Origin of the sequence: Streptomyces katrae (assembly GCF_002028425.1) — a bacterium.
GTDB classification, from domain to species: domain Bacteria; phylum Actinomycetota; class Actinomycetes; order Streptomycetales; family Streptomycetaceae; genus Streptomyces; species Streptomyces katrae_A.
Genome location: NZ_CP020042.1, coordinates 2,009,976 through 2,034,537, shown reverse-complemented (window position 1 = coordinate 2,034,537; position 24,562 = coordinate 2,009,976). Strand labels below are relative to the sequence as shown.

The 24,562-nt window shown below is 72.0% G+C and carries 22 protein-coding genes; 15 read left to right on the top strand and 7 right to left on the bottom strand.

Annotated features, from left to right (window positions below):
- Nucleotides 1-29: 29 nt before the first annotated feature.
- A complete protein-coding gene (locus B4U46_RS09250; protein WP_079425744.1) occupies nucleotides 30-683 on the bottom strand; it encodes an NAD(P)-dependent oxidoreductase in 654 nt (217 codons plus the stop codon).
- A 79-nt stretch (nucleotides 684-762) separates the two neighbouring features.
- Here B4U46_RS09250 and B4U46_RS09245 point away from each other — a divergent pair, with 79 nt between their 5' ends.
- Entirely contained in the window at nucleotides 763-1,368 is a 606-nt protein-coding gene (locus B4U46_RS09245; protein ID WP_079425741.1) for a TetR/AcrR family transcriptional regulator, read from the top strand.
- Here B4U46_RS09245 and B4U46_RS09240 read toward each other — a convergent pair.
- Entirely contained in the window at nucleotides 1,358-2,245 is an 888-nt protein-coding gene (locus tag B4U46_RS09240; protein ID WP_079425739.1) for a carbohydrate kinase family protein, read from the bottom strand. The two genes, B4U46_RS09245 and B4U46_RS09240, sit on opposite strands and share 11 nt — an antisense overlap.
- 82 nt (nucleotides 2,246-2,327) lie before the next feature.
- Here B4U46_RS09240 and B4U46_RS09235 point away from each other — a divergent pair, with 82 nt between their 5' ends.
- Nucleotides 2,328-2,759 carry a Rieske (2Fe-2S) protein gene (locus B4U46_RS09235; RefSeq protein WP_079425737.1) on the top strand — a complete coding sequence of 144 codons (432 nt, stop codon included), beginning with the start codon at nucleotides 2,328-2,330 and terminating at the stop codon, nucleotides 2,757-2,759.
- A 35-nt stretch (nucleotides 2,760-2,794) separates the two neighbouring features.
- Here B4U46_RS09235 and B4U46_RS09230 read toward each other — a convergent pair whose 3' ends face one another.
- The gene (locus B4U46_RS09230; protein ID WP_079425735.1) at nucleotides 2,795-3,748 is read right to left on the bottom strand and encodes a hypothetical protein; all 954 of its coding nucleotides are present in this window, start codon (nucleotides 3,746-3,748) and stop codon (nucleotides 2,795-2,797) included.
- Nucleotides 3,749-3,987: 239 nt separating this feature from the next.
- On the opposite strand from B4U46_RS09230, the gene B4U46_RS09225 reads away from it, so the two are divergent.
- From B4U46_RS09225 to pgi, 13 genes are all read left to right on the top strand, one after another.
- On the top strand, nucleotides 3,988-4,608 hold the full coding sequence (locus tag B4U46_RS09225; RefSeq protein ID WP_079425734.1) for a papain-like cysteine protease family protein: 621 nt from the start codon (nucleotides 3,988-3,990) through the stop codon (nucleotides 4,606-4,608).
- Between the two features lie 4 nt (nucleotides 4,609-4,612).
- Nucleotides 4,613-5,422, top strand: a complete 810-nt coding sequence (locus B4U46_RS09220; protein ID WP_079425731.1) for a hypothetical protein — start codon at nucleotides 4,613-4,615, stop codon at nucleotides 5,420-5,422.
- A 199-nt stretch (nucleotides 5,423-5,621) separates the two neighbouring features.
- Nucleotides 5,622-7,622: an excinuclease ABC subunit UvrC gene (uvrC, locus tag B4U46_RS09215; RefSeq protein ID WP_079425729.1), complete on the top strand. Its 2,001-nt coding sequence runs from the start codon at nucleotides 5,622-5,624 to the stop codon at nucleotides 7,620-7,622.
- Nucleotides 7,619-8,566 (top strand): RNase adapter RapZ, encoded by a 948-nt coding sequence (gene rapZ / locus B4U46_RS09210; RefSeq protein WP_079425723.1) that lies wholly within the window; start codon nucleotides 7,619-7,621, stop codon nucleotides 8,564-8,566. Before uvrC ends, rapZ begins: the two co-directional genes overlap by 4 nt.
- Entirely contained in the window at nucleotides 8,563-9,627 is a 1,065-nt protein-coding gene (locus tag B4U46_RS09205; RefSeq protein WP_079425721.1) for a gluconeogenesis factor YvcK family protein, read from the top strand. Before rapZ ends, B4U46_RS09205 begins: the two co-directional genes overlap by 4 nt.
- Entirely contained in the window at nucleotides 9,618-10,613 is a 996-nt protein-coding gene (whiA, locus tag B4U46_RS09200) for a DNA-binding protein WhiA (RefSeq protein WP_030237199.1), read from the top strand. Before B4U46_RS09205 ends, whiA begins: the two co-directional genes overlap by 10 nt.
- 168 nt (nucleotides 10,614-10,781) lie before the next feature.
- On the top strand, nucleotides 10,782-13,739 hold the full coding sequence (locus tag B4U46_RS09195; RefSeq protein WP_079425718.1) for a M14 family metallopeptidase: 2,958 nt from the start codon (nucleotides 10,782-10,784) through the stop codon (nucleotides 13,737-13,739).
- A gap of 232 nt (nucleotides 13,740-13,971) precedes the next feature.
- Nucleotides 13,972-14,979, top strand: coding sequence for a type I glyceraldehyde-3-phosphate dehydrogenase (gene gap / locus B4U46_RS09190; protein ID WP_079425716.1), 1,008 nt, complete (start codon nucleotides 13,972-13,974; stop codon nucleotides 14,977-14,979).
- A 137-nt stretch (nucleotides 14,980-15,116) separates the two neighbouring features.
- The gene (locus B4U46_RS09185; protein ID WP_079425713.1) at nucleotides 15,117-16,331 is read left to right on the top strand and encodes a phosphoglycerate kinase; all 1,215 of its coding nucleotides are present in this window, start codon (nucleotides 15,117-15,119) and stop codon (nucleotides 16,329-16,331) included.
- A gap of 6 nt (nucleotides 16,332-16,337) precedes the next feature.
- Nucleotides 16,338-17,126, top strand: coding sequence for a triose-phosphate isomerase (gene tpiA, locus B4U46_RS09180; protein WP_079425711.1), 789 nt, complete (start codon nucleotides 16,338-16,340; stop codon nucleotides 17,124-17,126).
- Nucleotides 17,127-17,247: 121 nt separating this feature from the next.
- Nucleotides 17,248-17,481, top strand: coding sequence for a preprotein translocase subunit SecG (gene secG / locus B4U46_RS09175; protein WP_079425708.1), 234 nt, complete (start codon nucleotides 17,248-17,250; stop codon nucleotides 17,479-17,481).
- A 107-nt stretch (nucleotides 17,482-17,588) separates the two neighbouring features.
- Entirely contained in the window at nucleotides 17,589-17,924 is a 336-nt protein-coding gene (locus B4U46_RS09170; RefSeq protein ID WP_007263454.1) for an RNA polymerase-binding protein RbpA, read from the top strand.
- Nucleotides 17,925-18,088: 164 nt separating this feature from the next.
- Complete coding sequence (gene pgi / locus B4U46_RS09165) at nucleotides 18,089-19,744, top strand: glucose-6-phosphate isomerase (RefSeq protein ID WP_079431649.1); 1,656 nt, start codon at nucleotides 18,089-18,091, stop codon at nucleotides 19,742-19,744.
- A 59-nt stretch (nucleotides 19,745-19,803) separates the two neighbouring features.
- Here the strand turns inward: pgi and pgl are convergent, their stop codons facing one another.
- The 4 genes from pgl to tal form a co-directional block, all read right to left on the bottom strand.
- On the bottom strand, nucleotides 19,804-20,586 hold the full coding sequence (pgl, locus tag B4U46_RS09160) for a 6-phosphogluconolactonase (protein WP_079425706.1): 783 nt from the start codon (nucleotides 20,584-20,586) through the stop codon (nucleotides 19,804-19,806).
- 260 nt (nucleotides 20,587-20,846) lie between these two features.
- Nucleotides 20,847-21,911 carry a glucose-6-phosphate dehydrogenase assembly protein OpcA gene (gene opcA, locus B4U46_RS09155; RefSeq protein WP_079425703.1) on the bottom strand — a complete coding sequence of 355 codons (1,065 nt, stop codon included), beginning with the start codon at nucleotides 21,909-21,911 and terminating at the stop codon, nucleotides 20,847-20,849.
- Nucleotides 21,908-23,437: a glucose-6-phosphate dehydrogenase gene (gene zwf / locus B4U46_RS09150; protein ID WP_079425701.1), complete on the bottom strand. Its 1,530-nt coding sequence runs from the start codon at nucleotides 23,435-23,437 to the stop codon at nucleotides 21,908-21,910. The genes opcA and zwf overlap by 4 nt, the downstream gene beginning before the upstream one ends.
- A gap of 2 nt (nucleotides 23,438-23,439) precedes the next feature.
- Nucleotides 23,440-24,558: a transaldolase gene (tal, locus tag B4U46_RS09145; RefSeq protein ID WP_079425699.1), complete on the bottom strand. Its 1,119-nt coding sequence runs from the start codon at nucleotides 24,556-24,558 to the stop codon at nucleotides 23,440-23,442.
- Nucleotides 24,559-24,562: the final 4 nt, after the last annotated feature.

Below are 24,562 nucleotides of genomic sequence, written 5' to 3'. Positions count from 1 at the left end.
CACCGGCACCCGCGCCCGCCCGGCCAGGGCTACGCGGCGACGCCCACCGCGTGGCCCGTCGTCGACGGGTCGGACAGGACGTCGAGGAGGGCCGTCGCCACGTCGGCGCGGGCGATGACCCGGCCGCCCGGGACATTGGCGTCCACGGCGCGGCGGTAGCGACCGGTGCCCGGCCGGTTCAGGAGGCGCGGCGGCCGGACCACCGTCCACCGCACCCCCTGCGCCGACGCGATGACGGACTCCATGACCGCCAGGTCCGCGTACAGGTCGCGCAGCGCCCACCGGAGGAGGGGATAGCCCACCTTCCGCAGGAGCAGGCCGTCCCCCTCCGCGTCCGGCCCCAGCGGCGCCGCGCTGACGGCCGTGAGCCGTCCGACCCCCGCCCGTTCCATCGCCGCGACGACCGACCGCAGGGCCGGGCCGGTGACCGGGTGCAGCCGGGCCTGCTTGTTGCTGGCCGCGCCGAGCGCCGAGACCACCGCGTCCTGCCCCGCCAGGACCGGCAGCAGCGCAGAGTCGTCCGTCAGGTCGGCCACCACCGCCACCCGCAGGCGGTCATGGGCCGGCACGTCCAGCCGGGCGGGGTCGCGGACGACCGCCGTCACCTCGTGGCCCGCCGCGAGGGCCTGCCGGACCACCTCGCGGCCCACACCGCCCGTCGCTCCGAACACCGTGATCTTCATCGTGGACCCCCGTCGAAGGCGATGGATGAGGAAGGGTGGGTGAGTATTCACTCACCCTCGTCTCCACTAGGGTGAGTGAATGCTCACTCCGAAGTCAACCCGGCCCGCCTCCGAGCGGCTGCTGGACGCCGCCGAAACCCTCATGCGCACCATCGGCCTCGCCAACACCACCACCAAGGCCATCGCCCGGGAGGCCGGCTGCTCGGAGGCCGCGCTCTACAAGCACTACGCCAACAAGGAAGAGCTGTTCGTCCGGGTGCTCATGGAGCGCACGCCCAATGCCGGACCGCTCATGGCCGCCCTCGACGGTGGCCCCGGCGAAGGACCCCTCCAGGAGGCCCTTGCCGGCATCGCACGGCACGCCTCGCTGTTCTACGCCGAGGCCATGCCGATGGCCGCCTCCCTGTTCGCCGAGCCCGCCCTGCTCACCCGCCACCGCGAAGGGGTCCAGGAGATCGGCCAGGGCCCGCACGTGGTGCGTGACGCCCTCGAAGGACGGCTGCGCCGGGAGCTCGACGCCGGCCGGCTCCGGGCGGACGCCGACCCCCGCGCCGCCGCCGCGCTGCTGCTCGGGGCCTGCTTCCAGCGGGCCTTCTTCCTGCACTTCTCCGGTCCCGAGGCGGTCCAGCCCGTCGAGGAGTTCGCCCCCGCGCTCGCCCGTACCCTGTGGGCCGCTATCGGCTGAGGCCGAGCTCGGCCGCGTACGGCGGCTCGCAGCCGGCCCGGGTGCAGGTCAGCGCGGCCGCGTGGGCGGCGTACGCCAGCACGTCGGGCCAGTCCACCACGTGGGGGTCCGGTACCCCGGCGAGCCGGTGCAGCAGCGCCGCGTTGACGGTGTCGCCCGCGCCGATGGTGTCCGCGACGGTCACCGGACGGGCCGCCGCACTGTGCTCCGCCCCGTCCGCGGTCCACACCGTCAGCCCCGCCGCACCCCGGGTCAGCACCACCGCCGAAGGCCCTGCCGCCAGCCAGTCCCCGGCCCGGCCGCCCAGCCAGTCAGCGTCCTCCTCCGACAACTTCAGCACGGACACGTACGGCAGCCGGGCCAGGAACCGCTCCCGGTAGCCGGCCGGGTCCGCGATCAGCGCGGGGCGGATGTTGGGGTCCAGCAGGGTCAGCAGCCCGCGCCCCGACTCCCGCCGCAGCAGGGCCTCGTACGCGCTCGCCCCCGGCTCCAGCACCAGCGAGCAGGTCCCGAGCGCCAGGGCCCGCGCCTGCGGGGGCAGCGCGGGCGGCAGGGTGAACAGCCGGTCGGCGGTGCCCTCCACGTAGAACTCGTACGCGGCCGAGCCGTCCGGGTCCAGTGAGGGCACGGCCAAGGTGGTCGGCTCGGGCCCGCGCTGCACCAGCGAGAGGTCCACCCCCGCGGCCCGCAGCCCGGCCAGCAGGGTCTCGCCGAAGCCGTCGGCCGAGACGCGGGAGCAGAAGGCCACCGGGGCTCCGAGGCGGCCCAGCGCCAGGGCGGTGTTGTACGGCCCGCCCCCGGCGCGGGGCAGCAGCGCGCCCGGCGGCCGGGCCAGCGGCACGAGGTCGATCAGGGCTTCTCCGCCGACGACGATCACGCGGGGGAAGCTATCGCACCGGGCGCCGGTATGGTCGGGTGGGCCCCGCCCGGGGCCCGCCACCTCGTGCCAGGAGAACCGCATGTCCGCGTCCCAGCCCGCCGCCCGCCGTACCGTCCTCAAGGGCGCCGCCGCGCTCGCCGGGGCCGTGGGCGCGGGGACGGCGCTCTCCGCCTGCTCGACCGGGGGCGGCAGCGGCGCGGGCGGCCCCGCCGTGCCGAAGGAGCCGGTCGAGCTGGGCGCCGCGGCGGACGTCCCGGTCGGCGGCGCGAAGCTGTTCCGCGAGCAGAAGCTCGTCGTCAGCTGCCCGGCGGAGGGCCAGTACAAGGCGTTCAGCGCCCAGTGCACGCACGCCGGCTGCGTCCTCGACAAGATCGACAAGGGCGAGGGCAACTGCCCCTGCCACGGCAGCCGTTTCGACGTCACCACGGGCAAGGTCCTGCGCGGCCCGGCCTCCGAGCCGCTCCCGGCCGTCCCGGTCAAGGCGGAGAACGGCAAGCTGATCGCGGGCTGACCCGACGATTCCCGCCGGGCGGTCCGGGTGGGCCGCTACCCCCAGTCCCAGGCGATGCCCAGGATGCCCGGGCGGACCGCCTGTTCCACCAGGTGGACCGCGCGGTGGCGGCCGCTGGGGGTGAGGTCGGTCAGGGAGGTGCGGGGGGCCGCCGGGGAGGTGCGGGCGAAGCGGTGGCAGCGGACCGGGAGGGCCGCCTCGTCGAAGCGGACCTGGAGCATGTACTGGCCGCCCGCGTAGCTGAAGCCGCGTACGTACTCCGTGCTGCGCGCCCCCGTGCCGTCCTCGATGCCGTACCCGAAGACGTACGTGTCCCCGCGCCGCAGCCGCGCGTCGAAGAGCAGCTCCGCCACCACCACCCCGGCCTCCGGGTGGCAGCGGACCCGGCCCGTGCGGCAGTTCTCGTACGCCGTCACCTCCACCCGGGCCGCGTCGCAGCCGGGGTCGCCGTGGTGGACGGCCAGGTAGCGGTCGACGCCGTCGCGGTGGGCCCGCACGATCTGCTGCGACTCCCGCGTGCACAGCTCGCCGTCCGGGCCGATGCGGACCCGCTCGTGGTGGCCGACCGAGTGCAGGCCGCCGTCCGCCGGGAGCTCCATCGCCGCCAGCAGCCCTTCCACGGCCGCGCCGACGCTCACCAGCGCACGGTAGGGGCGGGCGGCCGGGCGGCCCGGGCCGGGGTCCGGGTCGGCCAGCAGGCGCAGCAGGGAGCCCGGGGGGAGTTCCAGGATCTCCTCCAGGGCGGACACCGCCCGCAGCGACTCCCGGTGGCGCGGGCGCCGGGCGCCCTGCTGCCAGTAGCTGAGGCTGGTGACCCCGAGCTTGATGCCGCGCGCGGCGAGCCGGTGCTGCACCCGGTGCAGGGGCAGTCCGCGCGCGGCGAGGGCGGCGCGCAGGGCGAGGTGGAAGGGGCCGCCGCGCAGCAGCCGCCCGAGATCGGCCGCGTCGGCGCTGTCCGCCGGAACTGGCGTGTCGCCGGTCGGCCGCATGGCGACTCTCCTCTGTGAACGTTCACACGCGCCGGGGTGGGGGGCCGGGCCGTGGGTCGGGGAGACCAGGTGGAACGAGAGCAACCGTTCACACCGCAGCCCCACCGTTCACACTGCAATGTCACCGCGTATTGAAGCGTGTTGACCTGATCGCGACAACACCCCGATGCTCCTCCACAGCGTCCGGACGCGCTCCTCCAACCCCCACCACCTCGAGTCCCCACCTCGGGAGGAACGCGATGCGCAACAGAAGAGGGCGGCTTTCGCCGGCCGCCTCCCTGATATCCGCCCTGCTGCTCGTACTGCTGCCCCTCGGTCTCGGCGCCGGTACCGCCACCGCCGCCCCGGCCGCGGACACGGGCTCCGCCGCCTCGGCACTGGCGTACAAGCGGCTCGACATCACCATGCAGGCGCAGCAGAAGAACAACTGGTGCTGGGCCGCCAGCGGCAACACGATCGCCACCTGGTTCGGCCGCACCTACAGCCAGAACCAGTTCTGCAACGCCGCCTTCAACCGCCAGCAGGGCACCGAGTGCCCCAACAACCAGGCCACGCTGGGCAACGTCCAGACCGCGCTGCGCTGGGCCGGCATCAACTCCGGCAGCTACGTGACCGGCTGGCTCCAGTACTCCACCGTCCAGACCGAGATCAACGCCGACCGGCCCGTCGAGACCCGGATCCAGTGGTCGGGCGGCGGCGGCCACATGCACGTCGTCTACGGGTACGACACCGCCGGCAGCTGGGTCTACTGGGGCGACCCGTGGCCGTCGAACGACCGCTACAACTGGGCCTCGCACGCCTGGTACGTGGACAACGACACCTTCTCCTGGACCCACTCCCTCTACCGGATCGGGGCGTGACCGCGTGACCGCCAAGACCGCACGCGCCGCCGCCGTGGCCCTCGCGGCCGCCGCCCTGGCCGCCGCCCTGGGCGGGCAGGCCTCCGCCGCGCCCGTCCCGCAGCCGCAGACCGCCACCGCCGAGAACCGGGCCGCCGCGCACGAGGCGGCCACCGCGCCGGACACCCTGGCGACCCTGTCCAGGTTCTTCGCCCGGGAGGGGAAGGTGTCGGTGGCCGCGGCCCGGCCCCGGATCGAGGGGGACGCGATCCCCGTCAGCTACCTGGCGCCGGAGTTCGTCGCCGGGAAGGCCGGGGCACCGGTGGCCCGGCTGGAGTTCCTGGCGTCCCAGGCCGTGTCCTCGGACGGGCAGAAGGCGGCCCTGTGGACCGCGAAGACCGGGGCCGGCTGGCAGGTCGTGAACATCGCCACCGGCGACGACGAGTTCCGCTACGCCCGCCTCGGCGCCGCGAAACTGCCCGGCGGGACCGTGTTCCGGGAGCCCCAGACCGACGCCTGGTACGTCGCCGGGGACGAGCGGGTGCTGCCGCTGGACGAGGACGCCGTGCGGGCCGTGGGCCCGGCCGGGGTCTCGCTGGGGGCGTACCGGGCGCGGGTCGTGAAGGCGTACGGGGACAAGCTGCCGGGGTCCGCGTACGCGGCCCGCGGCATGGCGGGGGGCTTCGCCGAGGCGGGCCCGCCGGCCGGCGTCGGTGACGGTGCCGCTGACGGCGGCGGGCCGGGGGTGGTGCTCGCCGGCGGGGCCGGGGCGCTGGCGCTGGGCGCGGCGGGGGCCGTCGTCCTGCTGCGGCGGCGCCGTACCGCCGGGGGCTGACCCCGGGTCCCTTCCCCGTGGGGTCCGGTCCGGCCGTCGCGGTCGGTGCCGGGCCCCGCGGGGCTCGTCCCTGCCCCGCCCTTGCTCCGTTTCCCGGGGCTCCGCCCCGGACCCGGCGCCTCGACCGCCCGCGAGGCTGCCACGGTCCACAGCCCGCTGGTACGTTTCGTTGTCGTAGCGCGCCAGTAGGGTGGTTGGCATGGCCGACCCTTCCAGCTACCGACCCAAGCCCGGGGAGATTCCCGACTCCCCTGGGGTCTACAAGTTCCGCGACGCGCACCGCCGGGTGATCTACGTCGGGAAGGCCAAGAGCCTGCGCCAGCGGCTGGCCAGCTACTTCCAGGACCTCGCCGGTCTGCACCCCCGGACCGCCACGATGGTCACGACGGCCGCCTCCGTCGAGTGGACCGTCGTCTCCACCGAGGTCGAGGCGCTGCAGCTGGAGTACTCCTGGATCAAGGAGTTCGACCCCCGGTTCAACGTGAAGTACCGGGACGACAAGAGCTATCCGTCGCTCGCCGTCACGATGGGCGAGCAGTACCCGCGCGTGCAGGTCATGCGCGGGCCCAAGAAGAAGGGCGTGCGGTACTTCGGGCCGTACGGGCACGCCTGGGCGATCCGCGAGACCGTCGACCTGATGCTCCGGGTCTTCCCGGTGCGCACCTGCTCCGCCGGGGTGTTCAAGCGGTCCGCCCAGATCGGGCGGCCCTGCCTGCTCGGGTACATCGGCAAGTGCTCGGCGCCCTGCGTCGGCCGGATCAGCCCCGAGGACCACCGGGAACTCGCCGAGGACTTCTGCGACTTCATGGCCGGCCGCACCGGTACCTACCTCTCCCGGCTGGAGAAGGAGATGCACGCGGCGGCCGAGGAGATGGAGTACGAGAAGGCCGCCCGGCTGCGGGACGACATAGGGGCCCTGCGCCGGGCCATGGAGAAGAACGCCGTCGTCCTCGCGGACGCCACCGACGCCGACCTGATCGCCGTCGCCGAGGACGAGCTCGAAGCGGCCGTGCAGATCTTCCACGTCCGCGGCGGCCGGGTGCGCGGCCAGCGCGGCTGGGTCACCGACAAGGTCGAGGCCGTCGACACCGCCGGCCTCGTCGAGCACGCCCTCCAGCAGCTCTACGGCGAGGAGAGCGGCGAGAGCGTCCCCAAGGAGGTGCTCGTCCCCGTCGTGCCGGACGACGCGGCCGCGCTGGGGCAGTGGCTGGCGCAGCGGCGCGGGTCCCAGGTCAGCCTGCGCGTCCCGCAGCGCGGGGACAAGAAGTCCCTCATGGAGACCGTCCACCGCAACGCCCAGCAGTCCCTCGCCCTGCACAAGACCAAGCGCGCCGCCGACCTCACCACCCGCTCCCGGGCCCTGGAGGAGATCGCCGAGGCCTTGGAGCTCGACGGGGCGCCCCTGCGCATCGAGTGCTTCGACATCTCCCACCTCCAGGGGGAAGACGTCGTGGCCTCCATGGTCGTCTTCGAGGACGGACTCGCCCGCAAGAGCGAGTACCGGCGCTTCCAGGTGAAGGGCTTCGAGGGGCAGGACGACGTCCGGTCCATGCACGAGGTCGTCTCCCGGCGCTTCAAGCGCTACCTCCAGGAGAAGCTCAAGACGGGGGAGTGGGCCCCCGAGGACGGCGAGCCCGAGGACGACGGGCGGCCCAAGCGGTTCGCGTACCCGCCCCAGCTCGTCGTCGTCGACGGCGGGCAGCCCCAGGTGGCGGCGGCCAAGCGGGCCCTGGACGAGCTCGGTATCGACGACGTCGCCGTGTGCGGCCTCGCCAAGCGGCTGGAGGAGGTCTGGCTGCCCGGCGAGGACGACCCCGTGGTCCTGCCCCGCACCAGCGAGGGCCTCTACCTGCTCCAGCGGGTGCGTGACGAAGCCCACCGCTTCGCCATCCAGTACCAGCGCAGCAAGCGCGGAAAGCGGCTGAAAGCGGGCCCCCTGGACGAGGTGCCCGGCCTCGGCGAGAGCCGTCGGCTCGCCCTCGTCAAGCACTTCGGTTCGGTGAAGAAGCTGAGACAGGCGACAATCGACCAGATCTGCGAGGTCCCGGGCATAGGCCGCAAGACGGCCGAGACCGTGGCCGCGGCCCTCGCCAGGGCGGTCCCCGCCGGTCCTGCCGTCAACACGGCGACAGGAGAGATCATTGAGGACGAGGCCCCCGCGCCCGCGGGGACGCCGTCCGATCGGGGGACCGAGCAATGACCGAGCACGAGACCGAGCACGACCGAGACGGAGCACAGGTGAGTACGGGCACGACAGTGGAGCCCGGCGACAACGCCGAAGCGGCCATTCCCGAGCTGGTGATCATCTCCGGCATGTCCGGAGCCGGCCGCAGCACGGCGGCCAAGTGCCTGGAGGACCTCGGCTGGTTCGTCGTCGACAACCTGCCGCCGGCGCTGATCCCCACCATGGTGGAGCTCGGCGCCCGCTCCCAGGGCAACGTGGCCCGCATCGCCGTCGTCGTCGACGTCCGCGGCCGCCAGTTCTTCGACGCCCTGCGCGAATCCCTCGCCGACCTGGAGGACCGCGGGGTCACCCGGCGCATCGTCTTCCTGGAGTCCTCCGACGACGCGCTGGTCCGCCGCTTCGAGTCGGTCCGCCGCCCGCACCCCCTCCAGGGCGACGGCCGCATCGTCGACGGCATCGCCGCCGAGCGCGACCTGCTGCGCGAGCTGCGCGGAGACGCCGACCTGGTCATCGACACCTCCAGCCTGAACGTGCACGAGCTGCGCGCGAAGATGGACGCCCAGTTCGCGGGCGACGAGGAGCCCGAGCTGCGGGCCACCGTGATGTCCTTCGGCTTCAAGTACGGCCTGCCCGTCGACGCCGACCTCGTCGTGGACTGCCGCTTCATCCCCAACCCGCACTGGGTCCCCGAGCTGCGCCCCTTCACCGGGCTCAACGAGGAGGTGTCGGGCTACGTCTTCAGCCAGCCCGGCGCCAAGGAGTTCCTCGACCGCTACACCGAACTCCTCCAGCTGATCGCCGCCGGCTACCGCCGCGAGGGCAAGCGGTACGTGACCATCGCGGTCGGCTGCACCGGCGGCAAGCACCGCAGCGTCGCCATGTCCGAGAAGCTGGCCGCCCGCCTCGCCTCCGAGGGAGTCGAGACCGTCGTCGTCCACCGGGACATGGGGCGCGAGTGACCGGACGGACCCTGCGGCTGCGCCGCCTGCGCCGTCTGACCCCCGCCCGGGGCGAGGACGGCGCGGGCCGCGCCGGCCGCCGCGGGGCGGCCAAGGTGGTCGCGCCCAAGGTCGTCGCCCTCGGCGGCGGCATGGGCCTGTCGGCCTCCCTCGCCGCCCTGCGCCGGATCACCGGGGAGCTCACCGCGGTGGTCACCGTCGCCGACGACGGCGGCTCCAGCGGACGGCTCCGCGAGGAGCTGAGCGTGCTGCCGCCCGGCGACCTGCGCAAGGCGCTGGCCGCGCTGTGCGGCGACGACGACTGGGGCCAGACCTGGGCCCGGGTCATCCAGCACCGCTTCCAGTCCCAGGGCGACCTCCACGGGCACGCCGTCGGCAACCTGCTGATCGTCGCCCTGTGGGAACAGCTCGGCGACCCCGTGCAGGCCCTCGACCTGGTGGGCAGGCTGCTCGGGGCGCAGGGCCGGGTGCTGCCGATGTCGGCGGTGCCGCTGGAACTCCAGGCCCTGGTCAAGGGGCACGACCCGGCGCGCCCGGACGAGGTGGACACCGTCCGGGGGCAGGCCACCGTGGCCCTGACCCCGGGCGAGGTGCTCTCCGTCCAGGTCGTGCCGGGCGACCCGCCGGCCGTGCCGGAGGCCGTCGCCGCCGTGCTCGACGCCGACTGGGTGGTGCTCGGGCCGGGATCCTGGTTCTCCTCCGTCATCCCGCACCTGCTGGTGCCGGAACTGCTCGACGCACTGGTGGCGACGAAGGCCCGCAAGGTCCTCTCGCTGAACCTCGCCCCCCAGCCGGGCGAAACAGAGGGCTTCTCTCCGCAGCGTCATTTGGAGGTTTTGGCCCGACACGCCCCTAAACTCGCCCTGGACGTGGTGCTGGCCGACGAGGCCGCCGTGCCCGACCGCGAGTCCCTCGCCGATGCCGCGAAGCGGTTCGGTGCCGCGGTCGAGCTGGCTCCGGTGGCCAGGCAGGACGGCTCTCCGAAGCACGACCCGGAGCTGCTGGCCGCCGCGTACGACCGTATTTTTCGGATGCATGGAAGGATCGGCCCATGGCGATGACGCCCGCGGTGAAGGATGAGATCTCCCGCCTCCCCGTCACCCGGACCTGCTGCAGGAAGGCGGAGGTCTCGGCGATCCTTCGGTTCGCGGGCGGCCTCCACCTGGTGAGCGGCCGGATCGTCATCGAGGCGGAGCTGGACACCGGGATCGCCGCCCGCCGGCTGCGCAAGGACATCCTGGAGATCTTCGGCCACTCCTCCGACCTGGTGGTCATGGCCCCGGGCGGGCTGCGCCGCGGCAGCCGCTTCGTCGTCCGCGTGGTCGCGGGCGGGGACCAGCTGGCCCGCCAGACCGGCCTGGTCGACGGCCGCGGCCGTCCCATCCGCGGGCTGCCCCCGCAGGTGGTCTCCGGGGCGACCTGTGACGCGGAGGCGGCCTGGCGCGGTGCCTTCCTGGCCCACGGCTCCCTCACCGAGCCGGGCCGCTCCTCCTCCCTGGAGGTCACCTGCCCCGGCCCCGAGGCGGCCCTGGCCCTGGTGGGTGCCGCCCGGCGGCTCTCCATCGCCGCGAAGGCGCGCGAGGTGCGCGGCGTGGACCGGGTCGTCGTCCGCGACGGCGACGCGATCGGCGCCCTGCTGACCCGCCTCGGCGCGCACGAGTCGGTCCTGGCCTGGGAGGAGCGGCGGATGCGGCGCGAGGTGCGCGCCACCGCCAACCGCCTCGCCAACTTCGACGACGCCAACCTGCGCCGCTCGGCGCGGGCCGCGGTGGCCGCCGGAGCCCGGGTCCAGCGGGCCCTGGAGATCCTCGGCGAGGAGGTCCCCGAGCACCTGGCCGCGGCCGGCCGGCTGCGCATGGAGCACAAGCAGGCCTCCCTGGAGGAGCTGGGCGCGCTCGCCGACCCGCCGCTGACCAAGGACGCCGTCGCGGGCCGGATCCGCCGCCTGCTGGCGATGGCCGACAAGCGGGCGCAGGACCTCGGCATCCCCGGCACCGAGTCCAACCTGGACCTCAGCGAGGAGCTGGCCGACAACATGGCCGGCTGAGCGGGGACGGTCGCGGGCCGCCCCCGCTCACCCCGCCAGGCAGGGCGGACGGGCCCGCACGGTCATCCGTGCGGGCCCGGTTCCCTTTTGTCCCATTGACATGGGCATCGCCGGATCGTGAGCCTGGCCCCCGAACGCTTTCGTGGCTGACGACGCCCAGGGGGGCACATGAGGCAACGCGCGAGAACGATCCTCGCGGCAAGCGCACTCGTCATCGGAACCACACTGGCCGCGCTGCCCGCCGCGGCCCAGGCACAGCCCGCGTCCGGCGCCGCCCCCGGCGCCGACGAGGTGCGCGTCTACGACGCCGACATCACCCGCGACCAGGTCCCGCTCGTCCTCGCCGCCGGCCAGGACGCCCAGGAGCTCGCCGAGCGGGCGCCCGGGACCGGGACCGCGAAGGTCGAGCTCTTCCTCACCGGGGACCAGGCCAAGACGCTCGCCGCCCAGGGGGTCAAGCTCGCCGAGCGCAAGGTCTCCGCCCAGGGGCTGGCCCGCACCAAGGCCGCCGGGGACGGGGTCTTCCGCCCCTACAGCGGCAAGGGCGGCCTCCAGGAGGAGATCCTGCGCACCGCGCAGCAGAACCCCGGCCTGACCAAGGTCGTCTCCATCGGCAAGACCGTCCAGGGCAAGGACATCCTCGCCCTCAAGGTCACCAAGGACGCCAGGAAGACCGAGGACGGTGAGAAGCCGTCCGTGCTCTACATGTCCAACCAGCACGCCCGTGAGTGGATCACCCCCGAGATGACCCGCCGGCTGATGCACCACACCCTGGACAGCTACGGCAAGGACGCCCGGATCACCAAGCTGGTGGACTCCACCGAGCTGTGGTTCCTGCTCTCCGCCAACCCCGACGGCTACGACCACACCTTCACCTCCGACGGCGCCCGGCTGTGGCGCAAGAACCTCCGCGACAACAACGGAGACGGAAAGATCACCGCGGTGGACGGGGTCGACCTCAACCGCAATTTCGCCTACAAGTGGGGCTGGGACAACGAGGGTTCCTCGCCGAGCCCCTCCAGCGAGACCTACCGGGGCCCCAAGGCCCAGTCCGAACCCGAGACCGTCGCCCTCGACACGTTCGAGAAGCGCGTCGGCTTCCGGTACGCGATCAACTACCACTCGGCCTCCGAGCTCCTGCTGTACGGGGTGGGCTGGCAGGTCGCCACCCCGACCCCGGACGACGTCGCCTACAAGGCCCTCGCCGGCACCCCGGAGCACTCGGCCGTCCCCGGCTACTACCCGCAGATCTCCTCCGAGCTGTACACCACCAACGGCGAGGCCGACGGACACGCCGCCAACGCCAACGGCGTCATGATGTTCACACCGGAGATGACCACCTGCCAGACGGCCTCCGCGATCGACCCGGACGACCGCTGGAAGCCCGAGGACTGCGCCTCCGGCTTCAACTTCCCGGACGACGAGAAGCTCATCCAGCAGGAGTTCGCCAAGAACGTCCCCTTCGCGCTGTCCGTCGGGGAGAGCGCCGCCCACCCGGACCGGCCCGTCTCCTCGGTCGGGATGAGCGCCGCCGACTTCACCCTCGACCCCTTCACCACCTCCTACGCCGCCCGGGGCGAGGACCAGACGGTCTCCGTCACCGCCCGCAAGGCGCTGAAGGACAAGCTCCTCAACTTCCGCGTCAACGGCGGCCGTACGCACGACGACGAGCTCAAGGCCTGGAAGGGCGGCGAGGTCTACGGCGGCGAGGACAACAACTGGTTCGACCAGTACCGGGCCAAGGTGGACGGCACCAAGCCGGGCGACAAGGTCGAGGTCTGGTTCACCGGCCGCGACCGCGGCAGGCTCGTCTCCAGCGAGCACTTCACGTACACCGTGGCCGAACGCCCGCGCGCGGACGTCCTGGTGATCGCGGAGGAGGGCGCGAAGGCACAGCACGCCCAGAGCTACGTGGACGCGCTGCGGGCCAACGGGAAGTCCGCCGCCGTGTGGGACGTGGCGACCCAGGGCGCCCCGCACCACCTCGGTGTGCTCTCCCACTTCCGCACGGCCGTCCACTACACCGGCGCGGGCGCCCCCGGCGGCCCCACGCAGCTGGCGGTCCGCGACTTCCTCAACGAGGGCGGCAAGCTCGTCGAGGCCGGTGAGCTGGCGGGCGGCCGGGCCCAGGTGGGCCGGGCCCTGACCGACGACTTCAGCCAGTACTACCTCGGCGCCTACGGCCGGGCCACGGCCAAGGGCCCCGCCGGCTTCACCGGGGCCGGCACCCTCGCCGGGGCGGGCGGCGCCCTCGGTGACGCCGCCGGCAATCCGCTGAACTCCCCTGGAGCCTTCAGCCTCACCTCCGACTCCCTGCCGCCGGCGCAGTTCCCGCAGTTCAAGAGCGCGCAGGCGGGCCAGTACGCCGGCATCGTGAACCCGTACGCCCCCTACGCGGGCACCGGCATGGCGTCGGCCACCCACGAGGACGACGACTGGAAGCGCCTCACCCGCACCATCGACCTCACCAAGGTCACGGCCGCCGAGCAGCCGAAGCTGAAGACGGCCCTCAACTGGAACACCGAGCAGGGCTACGACCACGCCGTCCTGGAGGCCCGTACGGCCGGCGGGGAGGACTGGACCACACTTCCGGAAGCGGGCGGCTCGAGCTCCACCACCGTCCCGGCGGAGTGCGGGGCCGGGTTCTTCGTCAACGACCACCCGTTCCTGCGCCACTACCTCACCGTCGGGAGCGGCGGTTGCTCACCGAGCGGCACCAGCGGGGTGTGGAACAGCTTCACCGGCTCGTCCGACGGCTGGAAGCAGGTCTCCTTCGACCTGAGCGCCTACGCCGGGAAGACCGTCGAGGTCTCCCTGTCCTACATCACCGACCCCGGCACCGGCGGCCGCGGGGTCTTCGCGGACGACGCCCGGGTCTCCGTGGGCGGCTCCGACCAGGCCGTGGAGGGCTTCGAGACCTCTCTCGGTGCCTGGACCGCCCAGGGCGCCCCTGCCGGAAGTCCCGACGTGCCGGGGGATTGGTCCAGGACCGGAGAGCTGTTCAAGTCCTACGCGGCCGTCACTACGCGTGACACGGTCCTGTTCGGCTTCGGGCTGGAGCACCTCCCCGCCGCGGCCGACCGCGCCCTACTGATCGGTAAGGCCCTCCGCGCCCTGAACGGCTGATCAACGACCCTCCCGGCGCTCACTGAGAGTGACCGGGGCCAAAGTCCCCGGGGCCCCTTGCCGCAGCAGTGGTCCAGGGCCCCGGCGGGCGTTCCCCCACGAAGCGGGGGAGTGTCAGCCTCCGGCCGATTCCACTCCGAAGCTCACGGAGAGGTAGGGTCGTAAGCGGTCGGGGACATCCCATACAGCTCGCCGGCGGGACAGGCCGGCGCACCAACGAGGAGATCGGTTCGTGACGATCCGCGTAGGCATCAATGGTTTTGGCCGCATTGGCCGCAACTACTTCCGGGCGCTTCTCGAGCAGGGGGCGGACATCGAGGTCGTCGGTGTCAACGACCTGACCGACAACGGCACCCTGGTGCACCTGCTCAAGTACGACACCATCCTGGGCCGTCTGAAGCAGGACGTCTCCCACACCGATGACACCATCACCGTGGGCGACATGACCTTCAAGACCTTCGCCGAGCGGGACCCCGCGAACCTCCCCTGGGGCGAGCTGGGCGCCGACATCGTGATCGAGTCGACCGGCATCTTCACGAAGAAGGCCGACGCCGCCAAGCACATCGCGGCGGGCGCGAAGAAGGTCCTCATCTCGGCCCCGGCCAAGGACGAGGACATCACCATCGTGATGGGCGTCAACCAGGACAAGTACGACGCCGCCCACCACCACGTGATCTCCAACGCCTCCTGCACCACCAACTGCGTGGCGCCGATGGCCAAGGTCCTCGACGAGAACTTCGGCATCGTCAAGGGCATGATGACGACGGTCCACGCGTACACGAACGACCAGCGCATCCTGGACTTCCCGCACTCGGACCTGCGCCGCGCCCGCGCCGCCGCCGAGAACATCATCCCGACCTCCACCGGTGCCGCCAAGGCCACCGCGCTGGTCCTGCCGCAGCTCAAGGGCAAGCTCGACGGCATCGCCATGCGCGTCCCGGTCCCCACCGGCTCGGTCACCGACCTCGTCCTGGAGCTCTCCCGCGAGACCACCAAGGAAGAGATCAACGCCGCCTTCCAGAAGGCCGCCGAGGGCCAGCTCAAGGGCATCCTCGACTACACCGAGGACGCGATCGTCTCCTCCGACATCGTGAACTGGCCGGCTTCGTGCACCTTCGACTCCTCGCTGACCATGGTGCAGGACGGTACGCAGGTCAAGGTCGTCGGCTGGTACGACAACGAGTGGGGCTACTCCAACCGCCTCGTCGACCTCACCGTCTTCGTCGGCGGTCAGCTCTGAGAACGTAGGGCAAGGCAACACCATGTGAGCACAGGGTCCGCTCGGCGCGATGAGGCGCCGTACGGGCCCTGTCGCTTGCCCGTCCCATCCGCCCTGCACCTGTAACAGCCCTGTATGGGGACAAGGAGTAGAAACACATGAAGACGATCGACGAACTCCTCGCGGACGGCGTAGCCGGCAAGCGGGTCTTCGTACGCGCCGATCTCAACGTGCCGCTCAAGGAAGGCGTGATCACCGACGACGGCCGCATCCGCGCCGTCCAGCCCACCATCGCCAAGCTCGCCGAGGCGGGCGCCCGCGTGGTCGTCGCCTCGCACCTGGGCCGCCCCAAGGGCACCGGCACCGAGCCCGACTTCTCCCTCGCCCCCGCCGCGAAGCGGCTCGGCGAGCTGCTCGGCGCGGAGGTCGCCTTCGCCACCGACACCGTCGGCTCCTCCGCCAAGGAGACCGTCGCGGCCCTCGCCGACGGACAGGTCGCCGTCATCGAGAACCTGCGCTTCAACGCCGGCGAGACCTCCAAGGACGAGGCCGGGCGCGTGGCCTTCGCCAAGCAGCTCGCCGAGCTGGCCGACGTCTACGTCGGCGACGGCTTCGGCGCCGTCCACCGCAAGCACGCCTCGGTCTTCGACCTTCCGAAGCTGCTCCCGCACGCGGCCGGCTACCTCATCGCCACCGAGGTCGGCGTCCTGAAGAAGCTGACCGCCGAGGTCAAGCGCCCGTACGTGGTCGTCCTCGGCGGCGCCAAGGTCTCCGACAAGCTCGCCGTCATCGACGAGCTGCTCGGCAAGGCCGACCGCATCCTCATCGGCGGCGGCATGGCCTACACCTTCCTCAAGGCCAAGGGCTACGAGGTCGGCATCTCCCTCCTCCAGGAGGACCAGATCCCGACCGTCACGGAGTACATGCAGCGCGCCGAGAAGAACGGCGTCGAGCTGGTCCTCCCCGTCGACATCCTCGCCTCGGCGGACTTCCCCGACATCAAGGGCGGGACCCCGGCCGTCTTCGAGACCGTCGACGCCGACAAGATCCCCGCGGACAAGGAGGGCCTGGACATCGGCCCCAAGACCCGCGAGCTGTACGCCTCGAAGATCGCCGACGCCGAGACCGTCTTCTGGAACGGCCCCGTGGGCGTCTTCGAGCACCCCGACTACGCGAACGGCACCCGCGCCATCGCGCAGGCCCTCGTCGACAGCGGGGCCTTCACCGTGGTCGGCGGCGGCGACAGCGCCGCGGCCGTCCGCATCCTGGGCTTCGACGAGAACGCCTTCGGTCACATTTCCACCGGTGGTGGCGCCAGCCTCGAATACCTCGAGGGCAAGACGCTCCCCGGCCTCGCCGCCCTGGAGGGCTGAACCACCATGACGTCTGTCGAAAACGGCCGCACCCCGCTCATGGCGGGCAACTGGAAGATGAACCTCAACCACCTCGAGGCCATCGCCCACGTCCAGAAGCTCGCCTTCGCGCTCGCCGACAAGGACTACGACGCGGTCGACGTCGCCGTACTCCCGCCCTTCACGGACCTGCGCTCGGTGCAGACCCTGGTCGACGGCGACAAGCTGAAGATCAAGTACGGCGCCCAGGACATCTCGGCCCACGACTCCGGCGCCTACACCGGTGAGATCTCCGGCCCGATGCTCTCGAAGCTGAAGTGCACGTTCGTGGCCGTCGGCCACAGCGAGCGCCGCCAGTACCACGGCGAGACCGACGAGATCTGCAACGCCAAGGTCAAGGCCGCCTACCGCAACGGGATCACCCCGATCCTCTGCGTCGGCGAGGGCCTCGACGTCCGCAAGGCCGGCGGCCAGGTCGCGCACACGCTCGCCCAGGTCGACGGCGGCCTCGACGGAGTCCCGGCCGACCAGGCCGAGTCCATCGTGATCGCCTACGAGCCCGTCTGGGCGATCGGCACCGGCGAGGTCGCCACCCCCGAGGACGCCCAGGAGGTCTGCGGGGCGATCCGCGCCCGCCTCGCCGAGCTGTACTCCCAGGAGCTTGCCGACAAGGTGCGCATCCAGTACGGCGGCTCGGTCAAGGCCGGCAACATCGCCGCGATCATGGCCCAGCCGGACGTCGACGGCGCCCTGATCGGCGGCGCGGCGCTGGACGTGGACGAGTTCGTCAAGATCGTCCGCTTCCGCGACCAGTGAGTATGCGGTAGGGCCGATCCGTCGTACCCTTGCGGGGGCCGGGGGCTGCTGGTGCAGCCGCCGGCCCCCGCTTCCTCCCAGCAGCAGACGTAAGCCCAGAAAGTAGGAATCAGCCGTGGTTATGGGGTTCTCGATCGCCCTGATCGTCTTCAGCGCTCTGCTGATGCTGCTCGTGCTGATGCACAAGGGCAAGGGCGGCGGCCTGTCCGACATGTTCGGCGGCGGCATGCAGTCCTCCGTCGGCGGCTCCTCCGTGGCGGAGCGCAACCTGGACCGCATCACGGTCGTCATCGGCCTGCTGTGGTTCGCCTGCATCGTGGCGCTCGGCCTGCTCATGAAGTCGAGCGGCAGCTGACGGTTCCGGCCATTTCGCCCGGCCCGCTTGGTCTTTACGTAAACTGAGGCGCCCACAGCGGGTATACCCTCACGCTGGGCGGCACCATCACGCAGGGAGTTACGACCGTGGCAAGTGGCAACGCGATTCGTGGAAGTCGGGTCGGAGCCGGGCCGATGGGGGAGGCCGAGCGCGGTGAATCCGCGCCCCGCCTGCGCATCTCCTTCTGGTGCTCGAACGGGCACGAGACGCAGCCCAGCTTCGCCAGCGACGCGCAGGTCCCCGACACCTGGGACTGCCCGCGCTGCGGGTTCCCCGCCGGCCAGGACCGGGACAACCCGCCCGCGCCGCCGCGCACCGAGCCGTACAAGACGCACCTCGCGTACGTCCGGGAGCGCCGCACCGACGCCGACGGCGAGGCGATCCTCGCCGAGGCCCTGGCCAAGCTCCGCGGCGAGATCTGAGACCGGCCGAGGCCGGGGCCACGCTCAAGAGTGACTTGGGGCCCGGCCCGTGGGACGACGAATCCCGCGGGCCGGGCCCCTTTGTGTGTGTTGTCCCCCTTCGGATCCCTTAGGTTGGGGGTGGCGGGGCACAACAGGACGGAAGAAGTGGGTTGATGTCCGAGATGAACGCAGAAAGCCGCACGAGGCTGAACCGGCTGCCCGAGTGGAACGCGCTCGGCAAGCACCGGGAAGAGCTGGGGCAGACGCATCTGCGGGAGCTGTTCGAGACGGATCCGGAGCGGGGCACCGGCTACACCCTGCGGGTCGGCGACCTGCACATCGACTACTCGAAGCACCTCGTCACCGACGAGACCCTCGCGCTGCTGCGCGAGCTGGCGGCGGCGACGGGCGTGGCGGAACTGCGGGACGCCATGTTCCGCGGCGAGAAGATCAACGTGACGGAGGACCGCGCGGTCCTGCACACCGCGCTGCGCGCCCCCGCGGACACGGTCGTCGAGGTGGACGGCGAGAACGTCGTGCCCGCCGTGCACGAAGTCCTCGACAAGATGGCGGCCTTCTCCGGACAGGTCCGTTCGGGGGAGTGGACCGGGTTCACCGGCAAGCGCATCAAGAACGTCGTCAACATCGGCATCGGCGGCTCCGACCTCGGTCCGGCGATGGCGTACGAGGCCCTGCGCGCCTTCACCGACCGTTCGCTGACGGTGCGGTTCGTGTCCAACGTCGACGGCGCCGACCTCCACGAGGCCGTCCGCGACCTGGACCCGGCCGAGACGCTGTTCGTCATCGCGTCCAAGACCTTCACCACCATCGAGACCATCACCAACGCCACCTCGGCCCGCCAGTGGCTGCTCGCCGGTCTCGGCGGGGACCAGGCCGCCGTCGCACGGCACTTCGTGGCGCTGTCCACCAACGCCGAGAAGGTCACCGAGTTCGGCATCGACCCGGCCAACATGTTCGGGTTCTGGGACTGGGTCGGCGGCCGCTACTCCTTCGACTCGGCCATCGGGCTCTCGCTGATGATCGCGATCGGCCCGGACTCCTTCCGGGAGCTGCTGGGCGGCTTCCACACCGTGGACGAGCACTTCCGCACCGCGGCGCCCGAGGACAACGCCCCTCTGCTGCTCGGCCTGTTGGGCATCTGGTACGGGGCCTTCTTCGACGCGCAGTCGCACGCCGTGCTCCCGTACAGCCACTACCTCTCCCGTTTCACGGCCTACCTCCAGCAGCTGGACATGGAGTCCAACGGCAAGTCCGTGGACCGCGACGGCAACCCGGTGGACTGGCAGACCGGTCCGGTGGTCTGGGGCACGCCGGGCACCAACGGGCAGCACGCGTACTACCAGTTGATCCACCAGGGCACCAAGGTGATCCCGGCGGACTTCATCGGCTTCGCCCGCCCGGTCGCGGAGCTGGAGCCCGCCCTGGAGGCCCAGCACGACCTGCTGATGGCGAACTTCTTCGCGCAGACCCAGGCCCTGGCCTTCGGCAAGACGGCCGAGGAGGTGCGGGCGGAGGGCGTCGCCGAAGCGCTCGTCCCGCACAAGACCTTCCAGGGCAACCACCCCACGACGACGATCCTCGCCACCGAACTGACCCCGGCGGTGCTGGGCCAGCTCATCGCCCTCTACGAGCACAAGGTGTTCGTCCAGGGCGCGGTGTGGAACATCGACTCCTTCGACCAGTGGGGCGTCGAGCTCGGCAAGGTCCTCGCCAAGCGGGTGGAGCCGGCGCTGACGGAGGGCGCGGACGTGCCGGGCCTGGATCCGTCGACGCGGGCGCTGGTGGCCGCCTACCGGGAGCTGCGCGGCCGGCAGTAGGAACGGCGAAGCGCCCCGTGCCGGTCGGTGACCGGCACGGGGCGCTCGTCTTATCCCGCTCAGGCGGAAGCCGGGGGGTACAGCCCGGACGGGAGCTTGGCCGCGGCCGCGCGGTCCAGCAGCCAGAGCGTGCGGCTGCGGCCGTAGGCCTCGGCCGCCGGGGCCTGCACCCCGCCCGCCCCGCCGAGGGCGATGGCGACGGCGCCGGCCTTGTCCTCGCCGGCCGCCAGCAGCCAGACCTCACGGGCCGCACGGATCGCGGGGAGGGTGAGCGAGACGCGGGTCGGCGGGGGCTTGGGCGCGCCGTGGACGCCGACGACGGTCCGCTCGGTCTCGCGGGCCGCGGGGTGCTCGGGGAACAGGGACGCCACGTGGGTGTCCGGGCCGACGCCCAGCATCAGCACGTCGAACTGCGGGACCGGGCCGTGGTCCTCGGGCGTGGCCGCCCGCGCCAGCTCGGCGGCGTACGCCGCCGCTGCGGCGTCCACGTCGGCGCCGTACGGGCCGTCGGAGGCCGGCATCGCGTGCACGCGCGCGGGGTCCACCGGGACGGCGTCCAGCAGGGCCTCACGGGCCTGTACGTGGTTGCGCTCGGGGTCGTCGGCGGGGACGTAGCGTTCGTCGCCCCACCAGAGGTCGATGCGCGACCAGTCGATGGCGTCCCGGGCGGGGGCCGCGGCGAGGGCCGCGAGGAGGCCGTTGCCGTTGCGGCCGCCGGTCAGGACGACGGAGGCGCTGCCGCGGGCGGCCTGCGCGTCCACGATCTTGGTGATGAGCCGGGCGGCTGCGGCCTGGGCCATCAGCTCCTTGTCCCGGTGGACGACCACCTGGGGAGTCGTCATACCCATGTGCTGCCGCCTTCTTGGTAGTTCTGGTGGTGGGCGGGTGCGGGTCCCGCTGCGCGGAGCGGTCTTCCCGCCCCGCCCTTTCTCCGTTTCCGCCTCAATCGCCGGCGGGGCTGAAACACCCGGGCGCTGGATGGCCCGCAGGGCAATTCCAGCCACGCCGGCGTTTGAGGCGCGGGGTCTGGGGGCGGAGCCCCAGGGAACGGGCGAAGGGCGGGGCGGGGAGATGCCCCCCGCCCCGCCCCCCTGCGGGCCGGCTACTTCGCCGACGCCCGCTTCGACGCGCGCGCCGGCTTGGCGGCCGGCTTCTCCGCCGGAGCCTCGGCCTCGGCGGCCTCGGCCGGAGCCTCCGTGGCTGCCGGAGCCGCCTCAGCCGCCGGAGCCGCCGGGGCGGTCTCCGACAGGCGGGAGACGCCGAACTTCAGGGACGCCTCGTACGTGTTGTCCGGGTCCAGCCGGCGGAGTTCCTCCGCCAGCAGCTCGGCCGTCTCGCGCCGCTTCAGCGCCACCGCACGGTCGGGCTGCCCCGGCATGCACAGCGTGGCCAGCGAGCCGTCCGCGCGGTCCAGGACGATCGAGCCGTCCTTGGTCTCCATGCGGACGGCGGTCAGCCCCGGCCCCCCTGACAGGGTCCGGTTGACCGGAACGCCCAGGCGGTCCGCCAGCCACATGGCCAGCAGCTCGCAGCTGGGGTTCTCGTCCTCGCCCTCGACGGTCGCCGAGACGACCGGCGACAGCGTCACCTGGTCCAGCGCGGCGGCCAGCATCGAGCGCCACGGGGTGATCCGGGTCCAGGACAGGTCCGTGTCACCCGGGGCGTACGCCGCCGCCCGGGCGCCGAGCGCCTCGATCGGGTGCTCGGAGGAGTACGTGTCCGTGATCCGGCGCTGCCCCAGCGCGCCCAGCGGGTCGCCCGCCAGGTCCGCCGGAGCCCCCTCCGGCCACCAGACCACCACGGGGGCGTCCGGCAGCAGCAGGGGCAGCACCACGGACTGGGCGTGGTCGACCAGTTCGCCGTGCAGGCGCAGTACGACGGTTTCGCCGGTACCGGAGTCCGCCCCGACACGGATCTCCGCGTCGAGCCGGGCTTCGCGGCGGCTGCGCGGGGAGCGGCTGACCCGCTTGACCACGACGACGATCCGCGAAGGGTGTTCGTGGGACGCGTCGTTCGCCGACTTGAGCGCGTCGTACGCGTTCTCTTCATCGGTCACGATCACCAGCGTGAGGACCATGCCGATGGCCGGCGTGCCGATGTCCCGGCGCGCCTGCACCAACGCGGCGTTGATCTTGCTGGAGGTGGTCTCCGTGAGGTCGATCTTCATGGCCGGCGCCAGCTCCGTCCGTCTCGTGCGAGCATCTCGTCCGCCTCGACCGGCCCCCACGTGCCCGCCGGGTACTGCGCGGGCTTGCCGTGCTTGTCCCAGTACTCCTCGATCGGGTCGAGGATGTTCCAGGACAGCTCGACTTCCTGGTGGCGCGGGAAGAGGTTCGCGTCGCCGAGGAGGACGTCGAGGATGAGCCGCTCGTAGGCCTCGGGGCTGGACTCCGTGAAGGACTCGCCGTAGGCGAAGTCCATCGTGACGTCCCGGACCTCCATGGAGGTGCCCGGCACCTTGGAGCCGAAGCGGACCGTCACGCCCTCGTCCGGCTGGACCCGGATGACCAGGGCGTTCTGCCCCAGCTCCTCGGTCGCGCCCGATTCGAACGGCAGGTACGGCGCCCGCTTGAAGACCACCGCGATCTCGGTCACCCGGCGGCCCAGGCGCTTGCCCGTGCGCAGGTAGAACGGGACGCCCGCCCAGCGGCGGTTGTTGATCTCCAGGCGGATGGCCGCGTAGGTGTCGGTCTTGGAGTTCGGGTCGATCCCGTCCTCCTCCAGGTACCCCTTGACCTTCTCGCCGCCCTGCCAGGCCGCCGAGTACTGGCCGCGCACGGTGTGCTTGCCCAGGTCCTCGGGGATCTCGACGGCGCTGAGCACCTTCAGCTTCTCCGCCACCAGGGCCTTGGGGTGGAAGGAGCCGGGCTCCTCCATCGCCGTGAGCGCCAGCAGCTGGAGCAGGTGGTTCTGGATGACGTCACGGGCGGCGCCGATGCCGTCGTAGTAGCCGGCCCGGCCGCCGATGCCGATGTCCTCCGCCATGGTGATCTGCACGTGGTCGACGTACGACCGGTTCCAGATCGGCTCGAACATGGTGTTGGCGAAGCGGAGCGCCAGGATGTTCTGGACGGTCTCCTTGCCGAGGTAGTGGTCGATCCGGAAGACCTCGTCCCGGGGGAAGACCTCGTGGACGACCTGGTTGAGCTCTTCCGCGCTCTTCAGGTCGTGTCCGAAGGGCTTCTCGATGACGGCGCGCCGCCAGGAGCCCTCCTTCTGGGCCAGCCCGTGGTTCTTGAGCTGCTGGACCACCTTGGGGAAGAACTTCGGCGGCACCGAGAGGTAGAAGGCGAAGTTCCCGCCCGTGCCCTGGGCCTTGTCGAGTTCGTCGATCGTCTGCTTGAGCGTCTCGAACGCCGCGTCGTCGTCGAACTCGCCCTGGACGAACCGGCAGCCCTGTACGAGCTGCTGCCAGACCTCCTCACGGAAGGGGGTGCGCGAGTGCTGCTTGACGGCCTCGTACACCTCCTGGGCGAAGTCCTCGTCCTGCCACTCGCGGCGGGCGAAACCGATCAGCGAGAAGCCCGGGGGCAGCAGGCCGCGGTTGGCGAGGTCGTAGACGGCGGGCATGAGCTTCTTGCGCGACAGGTCACCCGTAACGCCGAAAATCACCAGGCCGGACGGTCCCGCGATGCGCGGGAGCCGCCGGTCCTGTGCGTCACGAAGCGGGTTCGCTCCGTTCACCGACAAAATACTCAGTCCTCCGCGGGGGCGAGGCGCTTGAGCTCCGCCTCGGTCGACTTCAGCAGGTCGTTCCAGGACGCCTCGAACTTCTCGACGCCTTCGTCCTCAAGCAGCTGCACCACATCGTCGTACGAGATGCCCAGCTTCGCGACCGCGTCGAGCTCGGCGCGGGACTGCTCGTACGTGCCGCGGATGGTGTCCCCTGTGACCTCGCCGTGGTCGGCGGTGGCGTCCAGGGTCGCCTCGGGCATGGTGTTGACGGTGCCGGGGGCGACCAGGTCCACCACGTACAGGGTGTCCTTGTACGCCGGGTCCTTGACGCCGGTGGAGGCCCACAGGGGGCGCTGCTTGTTGGCGTGCGCCCGGTCCAGGGCCGCCCAGCGGTCGGAGGAGAAGACCTCCTCGTACGCCTCGTAGGCCAGACGGGCGTTGGCGAGGGCCGCCTTGCCCTTCAGGGCCTTGGCCTCGTCGGTGCCGACGGAGTCCAGGCGCTTGTCGATCTCGGTGTCCACGCGGGACACGAAGAACGAGGCGACCGAGTGGATCAGCGAGAGGTCCAGGCCGGCGGCCTTCGCCTTCTCCAGGCCCGCGAGGTAGGCGTCCATGACCTCGCGGTAGCGCTCCAGCGAGAAGATCAGCGTGACGTTGACGCTGATGCCCCGGCCGATGACCTCGGTGATCGCCGGCAGGCCGGCCCGGGTCGCCGGGATCTTGATGAGCGTGTTCGGGCGGTCCACCAGCCAGGCGAGCTGCTTGGCCTCGGCGACGGTCGCCGTGGTGTTGTGCGCCAGGCGCGGGTCGACCTCGATCGACACACGGCCGTCCTGGCCCTCGGTGGAGTCGTAGACGGGGCGCAGGATGTCGGCGGCGTCGCGGACGTCCGCCGTGGTGATCATGCGGATGGCCTCGTCGACGGTGACCTTGCGGGCGGCGAGGTCGGCCAGCTGCTGCTCGTAGCCGTCACCGCCGCTGATCGCCTTCTGGAAGATCGACGGGTTGGTGGTGACACCGACCACGTGCTGCTGGTCGATCAGTTCGGCGAGGTTGCCGGACGTGATGCGCTTGCGGGACAGGTCGTCCAGCCAGATCGCCACGCCCTCGTCGGAAAGGCGCTTGAGTGCGTCTGTCATCGGA